This window comes from Pseudomonas sp. RIT-PI-q (assembly GCF_001297125.1).
In the GTDB taxonomy this organism is placed as follows: domain Bacteria; phylum Pseudomonadota; class Gammaproteobacteria; order Pseudomonadales; family Pseudomonadaceae; genus Aquipseudomonas.
This window is the reverse complement of sequence record NZ_LHPC01000053.1, coordinates 71377-83999: the sequence shown is the minus strand read 5'-3', so window position 1 is coordinate 83999 and position 12623 is coordinate 71377. Positions and strand designations below refer to the sequence as shown.

Here is a 12623-nt window from a genome sequence, read left to right as displayed (position 1 = left end):
GAGTTTTTGTTAATAAGAATGATTATTAGACGCGGCACGAACGAGAAACCGGAAAGAAACCGGAAAAATAAATTAGTGAGTGATGGAAGAAGGGGGATGTGGTCGCGTTTTTGTTGGAGCCAGGCTTGCCGGCGAAGGCGATCTTGAGTACGCCTTCGCCGGCAAGCCTGGCTCCTACAGGGCGGTGTTTCAGGCAGGGGCGAGTTCGGTGATGACGCGGCCGCTGTCCATGCGCACAAGCTGGTCCGCCACGTCGAAGTAACGGTCGTCGTGGGAGATCACGATGATGGTCTTGCCCAGGCGCTTCAGGTCCGGCAGCAGCTCGGTGTAGAAGATGCGACGGAAGGTCGGGTCCTGGTCGGCCGCCCATTCGTCGAACACCAGCACCGGGCGTTCCTCCAGCCACGCATTGACCAGCGCCAGGCGTTTGCGTTGGCCAGTGGAGAGATCGGTGGTGGTGAAGTTGCCGTCCTTGACGCTGACCTTGTGCGCGATCTCCAGCCGTTGCAGGTATTGGTTGGCGTCTTCGGGGATGTGCGTATCACCCTGCACCACGTCGTCGAACAGGTAGTAGTCGGCGAAGATCGTGGTGAATAACTGGCGATAGTCATCGCGATTCTGCGCGTCGATCGCCTCGCCGTTGACGCGGATTTCCCCCTGTTGCGGCGTGTACAGGCCCAGCAGCAACTTGATCAGCGTGGTTTTGCCGCAGCCGTTTTCGCCGACGATGAACGTGATGTCACCGTGCTTGATCGTCAGGTTGACCGGGCCCAACTGGAACGGCGCGGCACCTTCGGCAGCCGGAAAACTGAAGCGCACATCAGCCAGTTTCAGTTCGTGCACGGTGTGTTTGACGTTGCCCTTATCGCTGAGCAGCAGATGAGGTTCCGGAGTAGAAAACTGCTCGGACAGTTCGGCGATCCGGCGGAAGGCGATCTGCGCGCGGCTGACGATCGGCAGGGTGCTGATCAAGTGTTCCAGCGGGCCTTTCATGTACAGCAGCACCAGCACGAAGCCGCTCATCACGGTTTTGTCGGCGCTCGGCCAGAAGGTTTGCAGCGCCAGCGCCAGGCCGATCACCACGAAGAACAACATCGAGCCGAAGGTCTTGGCGATGACGAAGGTGTTGATCGAGCGCACCTGGGTGTTGCAGATGAACTCGGCGGTGGCCTTGATGCCGGAGACGAACATGCGCTGGCGGCGTGGCCGGTGGATGCGCAATTCCTTGGCACCTTCGGCAATCGCGTTGTAGTGCTTTTGCAGCTCGTCTTCGGCATCACGGGCGGCCATGAAACCTTGCACGCCTTTGCTCTGGGCGTAGGCCTGGATTGCGGTGCCGATCAGGATCGCGGCGACCATGATCAGGAACATCGGCCACGACAGAATCGCCAGGTAGCCCATGCAACCGAGGGTCACGGTGACGGAAATCGCCAGGGGCGCGAAGGCGAAGGCGAAGTCGCTGATGGTGTCGACGTCGTGGGTCAGCACCGGAATCAACCGGTGGCTGCGGTAGCGTTCGATCTGTTCGATCGGCGCCGACAGGACCTTTTCGCCCAGCTGTTTACGCAGCTTGGCAATGATGTGCTGGCCGACATAGTTGGTGCCGATGTCCGAGCAGATCGAACTGGCCAGGGCCAACAGGCACAGGCCGGCGAACAGCGCGACGACGCCCTGGGTCAGGCCGGTTTCCGAGTGCAGGGCGTTGTTGATGGTCGCCAGTAATACCGTGACGCTCAGGCCGCCGACCATGCCCAGGAAGATCGACGCGGCGACGATGAGCCGAAAGGGTTTCAACAGGGCGAACAATTCGCCGATGGCGCCACGGGTTGGCTGGGTCATGGAAGACAGTTCCTTGGGTCGTAAAGGCAGATACCCAGTAGAACGTCTGGTCGGGGGCTTAATTTAGAAGGTCGCCGACTGGCGGCAACACCGACCCACGCCGCCCCTGTAGGAGCTGGCTTGCCAGCGAAGGCACCCTCACAGCCCCCATCATCACATGCTGGGTTCGCGTGATCGTTCTTCGCTGGCAAGCCAGCTCCTACAGGGGGGGCGTTTGCCGGGTTAGAGATCGCGCACGATGCGGAAGCCCATCCAGTCGCCACGCTCTTGCGGGTATTGGCTGTTGCGGTTGCCGGAGCGGGAGAACACCGGGGCTTCACCCCAGTCGTTGCCGCGAATGCGCACGGCTTCGCAGTTGGGCTCGACCCAGGCGCTGCCATCGGTGGGCGCACCGACGTAGTCCGGGTGTTCGCAATCTTCGACCCACTCGTAGACGTTGCCGTGCATGTCGTACAGGCCGAAGGCGTTCGGCGGGTAGCTGCCCACCGGCGAGCTGTAGCTGTAACCGTCCGCCGGGCCATAAGTGTTGGCGTGCTTGGCGATGCTGTATTCCTTGCCTGCATCGAACGGGAAGGGGAACGGACCTTTGCTGCCACCGCGCGCGGCGTATTCGCGTTGCGCCTCGCTGACCATGTGGTACTTCTGCCCGGTTTTTTTCGACAGCCAGGCGACGTAGTTTTTAACGTCGTCGAAGTTCATGCACACCGCTGGCTGGCGCGGGCTCTGCGGATAACGTGGCTTGCTGGCGACGCACTCGCGGCCCGGCCGGGCGTCACCGTTGGCGATGGTCACGCCGCTCTCACGCACGTAGCTGTCCCATTCACCGGCAGTGACCTGGAAGCGGCTCATGGCGAACGGCTTGGCGAAAGTCACTTCGTGCATCGGGCCTTCGTCGGGTTCGCGCCCGACTTCATCGTCTGGCGTGCCCATGGTGAAGGTGCCGGCGGGCAGCACGACCATTTCCGGGCAGTCGCGGCAGTCCTTGAACACGTTGCCCGCAGGCGGGGCAGTGGCGGCCTGCGCGGCGGTCGGCAGCAGGCCGGCGATAAGTGCGGCCAAGGCGAGGGTCAGCAGATCACTGTTCATGAGTCATCTCGATTAAAGAAAAATCCGGGTGAAAACCAAACCTGTAGGAGCCAGGCTTGCCGGCGAAGGCGTCCTTGAGAGCGCCTTCGCGGGCAAGCCTCGCTCCTACAAAAAGCGGGTTTGTGTCAGGTGGTTTTGGTTAGCAGGGCCATGAAGCGGTCGATATCGTTCTCGGTGTTGAGCAGGCCGGGGGCGATGCGGATCACCGGGCCGACGTCGCGCTCCACCGAGTCGCAGACCACGCGGTTCGCCATCAACTGGGCGGCGACTTTTTCGCAGTCGCGGTCCTTGATCCGGAAGAAGGTGAAACCGGCCGACAGGTCCGGGCTCTTTGGCGTCACCAGTTCGATCTGCGGCTGTTCCAGCAGGCGATTTTTCGTATAGGTGTTGAGGGCGTGAATGCGCGCCTGCACGTCGGCCTTGCCCAGTTCCAGATGCAACTTGAAGGCCTCGTCCAGGGCCCAGCGATGTTCGAAGCTGTGGTAGCCGCCCGGGGTCATGATGGTCGAGAACGAGGTCGCTTCGGAGAAGGTCGGAATGGTCGGCGTCACGTCCTTGAGCTCGGCCGAACGTGCGCAGATGATCCCGGTGCCGCGCGGGCCGAACATCCATTTGTGGGTGCCGGCAATGAAAAAGTCGCAGTGCATGTCGGGGAAGTCGAGATCCTCGACGCCGAAACCGTGCACACCGTCGACCACATAAAGGATGCGGTCCTTGTCTTCGCGGTGGCGGTTCTGTTCTTCCACCAGTTTGCCGATTTCGCCGATCGGCAGCTTCACGCCGCTGCCGGCTTGCACCCAGGTCATGCCGAGCACGCGGGTGTTCGGGCGAATGCCTTGGGCGATCGAACCGCGCACCTCCTCCACCGACATATCACGACTGTTCTCGAACAGTTTCAGCTTGCGAATCTTCACTCCGTCCTTTTGCTGGCGGTAATCCAGTGCGTAGTTGGTGGCGTAGTGTTCGTGTTCGCTGGTGAGGATTTCCTGGTCGGGGCGCACATGAATGCCGCCGTAGATCAGCGAAAGACCTTCGGTGGTGCTGCCGGTGAGGGCGATCTGCTCAGGCGTGGCCTTGAGATAACGACCGGCCCAGACGCGCACGGCGTGCTCGCGCTTTTCGGTTTCCCCCAGGTCCCAATCCATGGCCCGACCGGGATTGCGGTCAAGGTTGGCGCGGTGCATTTCGATTGCGTCCCGCACGGGTTTCGGGTGCGAGGTCACCAGGAAATTGGCGAAGTGCAGGTAGTCCGGGTCTTGATTGAACAGCAGGCGCAGTTGCGCCCACTTGTCCTTGGGCAGCGCTGCCGGACTGGCGGCCAGCGCCGGCAGATTCACAGCGCTGCTCAGGGGCAGGCCGGCGGCGAGAATGCCGGCCTGCTTGAGGAATGAACGACGGTTGGTCATGAGCTCGATTCGCTTTTGCAAAAGTAGGGATCAGTTTTTCGCCACTGGTTTGGACGACTGCTGCACCTGGTCCCAGACCCGCAGGAAATTGCCGCCCCAGAGCTTGGCGATATCGGCTTCGCTGTAGCCACGGCTGATCAGCTCGGCGGTCACGTTGCGTGCTTCGCTGACGTCCTTCCAGCCATCGAGGCCGCCGCCATCGTTGAAGTCGGAGCTGATGCCGACATGGTCGATGCCGATTTTCTTCACGGCATAGTCAATCGCGTCGCCGTAGTCCTTGAGGTTTGCCTTCGGTTCTTCATCGACGATGGCGTAGAGCTGGCTGGCGTATTCGCCGAAACGCTGTTCGGACCAGACGGTGATGATCGGGTCTCCCGGCATCAGCGCCATTTCCAGGCCTTGCAGCGGTTGCAGGTCGAAGCGTGCACGCAGGGCGTTGAGTTTGTCCTGGGTGGCTTGGCTCAGCGGGCGGATGTAGGTCGGGAAACCGACAATCTGCACCACGCCGCCGCTGTTCTTGATCAGCTGCATTTCCTGGTCGCTGAGGTTGCGCGGGATGTCCACCAGCCCACGCGGCGCCGAGTGCGACGCGACCATCGGGGTGCGGCTCAGTTGGGCGACTTGCTCCAGGGCCTTGGTTGACATCTGCGACACATCGATGATCACCCCGAGGTCGTTGAGGCGGTGCACGGCCTGCTGGCCGATCTCCGACAGGCCGCCGAGGGCGTCTCGCGAATCATTGAAGAACGGCAGCGGTCGCGACGAATCGGCCCAGGCGTTATTGCCTACGTAACTGAAGCCGAACATGCGCATGCCCCGGGCAGCCCACTTGTCCAGGGCGTTCAGGTCGTTGCCCAGCGGGTAGGCGTTGAGCATGCTCATGAAGATCGCGAACTTGCCTTCGCCGTGCAGGCGGCGGAAATCGTCGGGGGTGTAGGCGATGGCGACCTGGTTGGGGAAGTCACGCACCAGGGTGCTGATGATTTTGAAGCGGGTTTCCTGCTCGAACCGTGCCTCGTCGACGAAGCCGGCGGTGGGGCGGTGCGGGGCGTTGGCGCCGTTCCAGATTTCCGGCCAACCGAAAATCGTCAGGGCTGCGCCGGAGAGGCGTCCGCGCCCGCTCTTGACCAGGTCGAATTGGCCTGTGCCGTCTTTGTCGGCTTCATTGCCGGCGGTGCCGAAGTCCAGCGGCACGGTGACGTGGCTGTCGAAGGAGAGCATCCGCTCGTGCAGTTCATCGGCCTGTTTCATCACTTTGACCGGGTAGCCTGGGTTGTCCTTGAACCCGTAATCCCAGGCCGCAAAGCCCGCACCGGCGCTGATCGCCAGCGCCAGCGGCAGGCCGAGGTAAAGCGCCTTTTTCGAACGTGGTTTTGTCATGTTCATCTCAGTCAGGTTCGTTGCCCCGGTGTGGGGGGCTTTGCTATCTGGGATGGACGAGTCATCCGGTTGGAAATTTAGGGTGGGGCTGAGGGCCTCTTCGCGGGCAAGCCTCGCTCCTACAGGTTTTGCGCTAACCCGTAGGAGCGAGGCTTGCCCGCGAAGCTTTTAAATTTTCAGACCCAACAAACGTTCTAGCTTGGATAAAGCCTGCTTCAAGGCTGACACAGGTAGGGCAATGACGATTTCTCGACGATGGTTCATGGCAGGCCTGGCGCTGACGGGCGCCGCCGTGCCTGCGGCTTTTTATGGGCATCGCCAATGGACGAAAGCAGATCCGACGATCACCCCCGGCGAAGCCTCGTTCGATGTCGCCGACGTCGCCGGCCAGCACTTGGCGAACACCTTGCGCGGTGTCTGGCAGATTCGTTTCGAGGGGCGTGACGCCGGCATCGAAGGCCTGCCACAGGACGGGCTGGAGGTGTTTCTCGACATCGGCCACAAAGGGCGCGGCGTGTGCGGGTTTCTCGACACCGCCGAGCGTTTGCGTTCTGGCGAAGAACCTCGCTACCGCGTACTCGGCGACCTGGCCGGGGCCAAACCGGCGCAATTGAGCTGGCGCCTGCTCAGCGCCAACGGCACGCCCGATTACGAATTCAGCATGGCGCTGGACGAAGTCTGGGCCGGTTTCGGTAACGCTGGCAGCGGCACGCTCAGTGGTCGGGTGTTGAACCTGGATCGCCCACTGATGTTGACCGCGCAGGACAATCGCTTCATTGCCGTCAAACGCGTGTTCCCTGAAGCCCGCGAGCGCACCGGTCTCAACCGGACGCTGCTGGCCTGGCTTATTTCTCCCGAGCATCGGCTGTTTCACCAGCTCTGGCATGCATCGCGGGATAAATGGCACAGCTTGTCCGAGGACAAGCGCGGTGCCCTGCGTGGTATCGGCTGGCAGCCCGGCCCACGGGACAAGGAGCGTGATGCCCGCGGTGCGCGCAAGGATCGCAACGGTTCGGGTGTGGATTTTTTCTTCATGCACCGGCACATGCTCGGCAAGGCGCGTTCGATGCAGGACTTGCCGTCGTGGTCGCACTTTCCGTTGCCGCAACCGGAACTGGCTCGGGATCGTGTCGGGTTTGCACGTTACTTCGACAACCACGACGGTACGGCACTGCCGCCCACTTGGCTGGCTGACGATGATGCCGAGTACTCGCAATGGGTCAGCGACATCAAGACTGCCGAGACCTATCACAGTAATTTCCAGGTCTGGGAGTCGCAGTATCGCGATCCGCGTTACCTGTCGAAACTGACCTTGGGCCAGTTCGGTTCAGAGGTCGAACTGGGCCTGCACGACTGGCTGCACATGCGCTGGGCGTCGGTGCCGCGCGATCCGTCCAACGGCCATCCGGTGCCATTCGCCCGGGATCCGGCAGACTTTTCCGCGCGCTGGTTTGCGCCGGAAAACGACTTCCTTGGCGACCCGTTTTCCTCCCACGTGAACCCGGTGTTCTGGCACTTTCATGGCTGGATTGATGATCGTCTGGAAGACTGGTTTCGTGCGCATGAGCGCTTTCATCCGGGGGAGGTCAGTCGGCTGGAGGTCAATGGGGTGGCATGGTTTGCGCCGGGGCGTTGGGTCGAGATCGATGACCCGTGGCTCGGCCCGAGTACCCATGGTTGCAGCACCACGCCGGGGTTGCAGGACGGCAAGTCGGTGGAAATGGACCCGGAAACCATGAAGCTGGCGCTGCGGATGACCTTTGGCGAGGACGAGAAGAAGCTGGCGGATCTGTTCCGCAAGGTGCCGCAGCGACCGTGGTATGCGCGGCATTTGAAGCCTAAGCAAAGCCAGGCTTGATGAACGCGTAATCGTTCAATCGCGGGCAAGCCCGCTCCCACAGGTTTTGTGTCGTGCCCGAATCATGCGGCAAACACAACACCTTGTGGGAGCGGGCTTGCCCGCGAAGGGGCCCGAACAGACACCACAAATTACATCGCCTGCCACCCGCCGCCCAGCGCTTTGTACAGCGCAATGCTCGCCTGCAACCGCGACAACCGCAGCTGCACATTCAAATCCTGCGCTGCATACAGCGTGCGCTGGGTCTCCAGCACCGTGAGCAAATCCTCGGCCCCGGCCTGATAGCGGCTTTGCGCAATGTTGAATGCGGTCTGCGCCTGGTTCAGTTCTTCACCTTGCCACTGGCGCTGTTCGTCGAGCCCACGAATGCTGTTGAGGGCTTTTTCGACGTCGGCGAAGCCATTGATGATCGCCCCGCGATACGCCTCCAGCAGTTCTTCCTGACGCGCCGTGGCTTTGTCGCGTTCAGCGCCCAAGCGTCCATTGTTGAACACCGGCGCGAGTAATCCGGCGGTGAGGTTGTAAAAGGGACTGCGCAGGATGTCACCGGCGCGGTCGGCGCCGGAGCCGATGTCGGCGGTCAAGGTCACGGTCGGCAACATCGCCGCGCGGGCGACGGTGACGTCGGCTTTCGCCGCCGCCAATTGCGCTTCGGCACGGGCGATGTCCGGGCGGCGGCTGAGCAACTCGCTGGGCACGCCGGCGGCGATGGTTGGCCATGACAACTGCTCAAAGCGCTCACCCCCCAGGCGCACTTCCTGCACCGGTCGACCGAGCAGGGCGGCGAGGCTGATCAACGCGTCCTGCGCCTGTTGCTGCACCAGCGGCAATTGCCGTTGCTGCGCGGCCACCAGGCTTTTCTGCTGGGCCAGTTCCAGCGCCGTCGCCGAGCCCGAGTCAAAACGAGTCTGCACCAGTTTCAGAACGTTCTGCGCATTGGCCAGGTTCAACCCGGCAATGCGACTTTGTTCCTGCAGCGACAGGGTTTGCGCATAGGTATTGGCGACGCCGCTGAGCAGCGTCAACTCCACCGTGGCCTGATCGAATTCGCTGGCCTGCAAGCCGAATTGCGCACTGTCGCGGGAGGCACGCTGGCCGCCCCAGAAATCGATTTCGTAACTGGCGCTGAGGTTGGCGTCGAAGTAATCCACCGCCTTATTACTGCTGTCGGCATCGAGTTGGCTGTAACCGTTGCCGCGCAGCAGTTTCTGGCGGTTGGCCTTTAAAGCAGCGGTCACTTCCGGTAGCTGCGAACCGCCGGCAATCACCGTGTCGGCCTGCGCCTGGCGTACCCGGGCGATGGCAGCGGCCAGGTCATAACTGCCGACGCGGGCCTGTTCGATCAATAGATCAAGCTGCGGGCTGCCGAAGCGCGTCCACCATTGCAGGTTGCTGCGGGTGGCGTTCTCGGGGGGCGGCGATTGCCAGGAGGAGGGCGGTTGAAGGCCGCTGTCCGGGCGCTGGGCAGGACTGCCGCAGGCGCCGAGCAACAGGCAAAGGGTCAGCAAACTCAGTTGCGGCTTCATCAAGAGATCATTCACTGGTAAGGGCCGTGACCGGGTCAAGTCGGGCAGCTTTGCGGGCCGGCATGAAGCCGAAGACAACACCGGTGACCAGGGCGCAGCCGAAGGCGCCAAGCACCGCCATCAAGGAGAACGCGACGGCGACTTCGCTGAGAATCAGCACGCCGCCGACGATCAGCGCCAGGGCAATCCCGGCCAGCCCGCCGACCACCGAGAGCATCACCGCTTCGGTGAGAAACTGGCGGAGGATGTCGCGTTGGCGGGCACCGGTGGCCATGCGGATACCGATCTCGCGGGTGCGTTCGCGCACGGTCATGAGCATGATGTTCATCACGCCGATGCCGCCCACCAGCAGCGAAATCGCGGCAATCGAGCCGAGCATCAGCGACAGGGTATTTTGCGTGCGCGCTTCGGCCTGAATCATCGCCGCGTTGTTGGTCAATTCGAAATCCTTCTTGCCGTTGTGCAGGCGCAGCATCAACTGTTCGATGGCTTTTTCGGTCTCTTTGACCTTGCGCGCGTCGGCGGCGGCAATCGCTACGTATTCCGGATTGTGCGTGCCGAACAGCCGCACACTAGCGGCGGAATAGGGGATGGCGATGCGGTCGTCGCTGTCGGAATCACCGGAGCTGGCGCCTTTTTCCGCGAGCACGCCGACCACCTGGAACGGTACGTTCTCGATGAGGATGTACTGGCCAATCGGGTTGGCCACGTCCTTGAGCAACTTGGTCCGCACCTTGTGCCCGATCACTGCGACGGCGGCGGCGTTGCGTTCATCGTCCTGGGTGAAGTAGCTGCCTTCCACCACGGGCCAATTAAAGATGGCCGGGAAGTTGGTGTCGTTGCCGCCGACGTAGCTCAAGTGGTCGAGGTTGCCAAAACGCACCCCGGCTTCCTGGCCGTTTACCGGCATGATGCGCATGACCTGCGGCAAACTCGCCACCGCCGCGACGTCGTCCAGGGAGACGATCCCCAACGGTGTGCGCGGGTTCGGTGACGAGCCGCTGAGGTAAATGATGTTGGAACCGAACGCGCCCATTTGCGCCATGACCTGGCGCTTGCTGCCTTCACCGACGGCCAGCATCACCACCACCGACGCAACGCCGATGATGATCCCGAGCAGGGTCAGCGCGGTACGAAACTTGTTGATCCACATCACCCGCCACGCCGCTTGCACGGCATCGACCAGTTCGCCTTTCCAGGCCCCGGTGGCTTCGGCGCCTTCGGTGAGGCGCTTGCGCAGGTCCACTGCTTGCAGGGCGCCGGGATTGGCTGAGGTTTGTACGTCGGGGTTGTCTCGGGCGCTGTCGCTGATGATCAACCCGTCGCGAATCTCGATGATGCGTTTGGCCCGGGCCGCGACTTCGCGGTCGTGGGTGATGAGGATCACCACGTGGCCCTGGCTCGCCAGTTCGTCGAGCAGGGTCATGACCTCGGCGCCGCTGTGGCTGTCGAGGGCGCCGGTGGGTTCGTCGGCGAGGATGATGTGGCCGCCGTTCATCAAGGCGCGGGCAATCGAAACCCGTTGTTGCTGGCCGCCGGAGAGTTGGTGCGGGCGGTTGCCGGTGCGCGAAGCCAGCCCGAGACGATTGAGCAGGGCGGCAGCGCGGGCGTGGCGTTCGGCCGCCGGTAAGCCCGCGTAAATCGCAGGCATCTCGACGTTTTCCTGGGCTGAGCCGGACGGGATCAGATGATAGCCCTGGAACACAAAACCAAAGGCTTCGCGGCGCAGCCAGGCCAGTTCGTCGCTGTCGAGGGCGGCGACGTTTTCCCCGGCGAAGCGATATTCGCCCGACGTCGGGCGGTCGAGGCAGCCGAGGATGTTCATCAGCGTCGACTTGCCGGAACCGGAGGCGCCGACAATCGCCACGAATTCCCCGGCGTGGATCGACAGGTCGATGCCGCGCAACACGTGAACTTCAGGGGCGTCGCCACCGCCGTAGGCTTTGCGGATGTCCTGCAGGTCGATCAGGGGCGTCAGCATTCAGCCGCCACTCCCGTCGGCCGGGCCGATCAGCAAGTGATCGCCTTCCTGCAAGCCCGCGAGGATCTGCACGCGCAAGCGATCACTGATGCCGGTGCGGACGACACGTTGTTCGATGCGGCCGTTTTTGGCGACGACCTGCGCGGTCTGGATATCTGCTTGAGTACCGGTTTGCAAAGCAGCGATCGGCGCGGTGAGGACGTTTTTCGCTTGATCGGCGACGAAAAATACTTGCGTGGTCATTTCCGCCATCAACGCGTTGTCGGCGTTATCGACGTCGAGCAACACGGTGTACAGCACCACGCGGGCGCTGCCGCTTTTGCTCGAACTGGCCGGGCTGCCGCCGCCCTGGCTGGTCTGGTCGAGCGGCTTGGGCGGCACCGGCAGAATTTGCCGCACGGTGCTGTTCCAGCGCCGGTTGCCGCCGCTGAGGGTGGTGAACCAGGCCGTCATGCCGGGCTTGACGTGGCCGATGTCCGCTTCTGAAACCTCGGCCCAAACCGTCATGGGCGACAATTTGGCGATGCGCAGAATCAACGGCGTTTGCTGCTGGGCGTTGAGGGTCTGGCCTTCACGGGCGTCGAGGGCGACGACGGTGCCGGACATCGGTGCGTAAATCCGCGTGTAACCCAGTTCGGCCTGATCGCTGCGCAGGCTGGCCTGTGCCTGGCGGATCTGCGCCTGGAACATGTCGATGCGGGCCTGGGTGGCGCGCAGTTCGGCCTCGGCGGTCTGCACATCTTCTTCGCGGGTGGCGCCACCCGCCTTGAGGTTCTGTTGGCGCTGGTATTTCTGCTTCGCCAGGTCGTGCTGCGCCCGTTGCTCCTGGAGCTGCGCCTTGAGGTTTTCGATGGAGAAACGCCCGGCGTCGAGTTTGGCCTGTTGCGTCGAGGGATCGATTTCCACCAGCAGCTGGCCTTCCTTGACCACGTCGCCGACTTCCACATGGATCTTGTGGATCTGCCCGGACGCCTGCGCACCGACGTCGACATAGCGTCGCGGTTGCAGGGTGCCCAACGCGGTGACGCTGTTTTCGATGTCGGCGCGGCTGACCTGCACGGTGGCGAATTGCCCGCGGCCGGGCGGGATGATCTGCCAGGCGGCGACGGCGATAACGGGGATCAGACAAAGTGCTACAAGCAGGGCGCGTCGGGTCTGTCGGGGACGTTTCATGCAGGGTTCCGGCCAATGAATATCGGCCCGTCGTTCAAAACAGATGAATAGGGACGGGGAGCTGTCCTGTAAACGAGAAAAGGAGTGGGGAATTTAGCCCCGGACATATGGCGTAACACCTGTAGGAGCTGCCGAAGGCTGCGATCTTTTGATCTTGGTCTTTTTAAAATCAAAAGATCGCAGCCTCGTTTCACTCGACAGCTCCTACAGCTCCCACAGGTCCCACAGGTGAAACGGTGACTATTTATCGGGTAAGACAAAGCAACACTTTAAATCTATATGAGAATTACTATAAATTACGCGCCTCGAACTGCCACTATCGTGCCACTGCCTATTTCGGCGGTGGTTCAGGTGGCTCAAGGATTGAAACCGCA

The 12623-nt window shown here is 62.2% G+C and carries 8 protein-coding genes; 1 reads left to right on the top strand and 7 read right to left on the bottom strand.

What is annotated here, in order from left to right; all coding sequences use genetic code 11:
* Positions 1–189: 189 nt before the first annotated feature.
* The 4 genes from AEQ67_RS28025 to pvdM all read right to left on the bottom strand — a co-directional run bounded on the left by AEQ67_RS28025 (position 190) and on the right by pvdM (position 5711).
* Entirely contained in the window at positions 190–1839 is a 1650-nt protein-coding gene (locus AEQ67_RS28025) for a cyclic peptide export ABC transporter (protein ID WP_059407003.1), read from the bottom strand.
* 222 nt (positions 1840–2061) lie between these two features.
* Complete coding sequence (pvdO, locus tag AEQ67_RS28020) at positions 2062–2925, bottom strand: dihydropyoverdine dehydrogenase (RefSeq protein WP_059407002.1); 864 nt, start codon at positions 2923–2925, stop codon at positions 2062–2064.
* A 125-nt stretch (positions 2926–3050) separates the two neighbouring features.
* Positions 3051–4331, bottom strand: a complete 1281-nt coding sequence (gene pvdN / locus AEQ67_RS28015; RefSeq protein ID WP_059407001.1) for a pyoverdine-tailoring periplasmic protein PvdN — start codon at positions 4329–4331, stop codon at positions 3051–3053.
* Between the two features lie 30 nt (positions 4332–4361).
* Positions 4362–5711 carry a pyoverdine-tailoring dipeptidase-like protein PvdM gene (gene pvdM, locus AEQ67_RS28010; RefSeq protein ID WP_059407046.1) on the bottom strand — a complete coding sequence of 450 codons (1350 nt, stop codon included), beginning with the start codon at positions 5709–5711 and terminating at the stop codon, positions 4362–4364.
* Between the two features lie 238 nt (positions 5712–5949).
* Between pvdM and pvdP the strand changes: the two genes are divergently transcribed.
* On the top strand, positions 5950–7569 hold the full coding sequence (gene pvdP, locus AEQ67_RS28005) for a pyoverdine maturation tyrosinase PvdP (RefSeq protein ID WP_059407000.1): 1620 nt from the start codon (positions 5950–5952) through the stop codon (positions 7567–7569).
* Positions 7570–7700: 131 nt separating this feature from the next.
* Here the strand turns inward: pvdP and AEQ67_RS28000 are convergent, their stop codons facing one another.
* Genes AEQ67_RS28000 through AEQ67_RS27990 form a run of 3 tightly spaced genes read right to left on the bottom strand, consistent with a single transcriptional unit; the run spans position 7701 to position 12249 of the window.
* Entirely contained in the window at positions 7701–9095 is a 1395-nt protein-coding gene (locus AEQ67_RS28000) for an efflux transporter outer membrane subunit (protein ID WP_059406999.1), read from the bottom strand.
* A gap of 7 nt (positions 9096–9102) precedes the next feature.
* A complete protein-coding gene (locus AEQ67_RS27995) occupies positions 9103–11076 on the bottom strand; it encodes a MacB family efflux pump subunit (RefSeq protein WP_059406998.1) in 1974 nt (657 codons plus the stop codon).
* A complete protein-coding gene (locus tag AEQ67_RS27990; RefSeq protein ID WP_059406997.1) occupies positions 11077–12249 on the bottom strand; it encodes an efflux RND transporter periplasmic adaptor subunit in 1173 nt (390 codons plus the stop codon).
* Between the last annotated feature and the right edge of the window lie 374 nt (positions 12250–12623).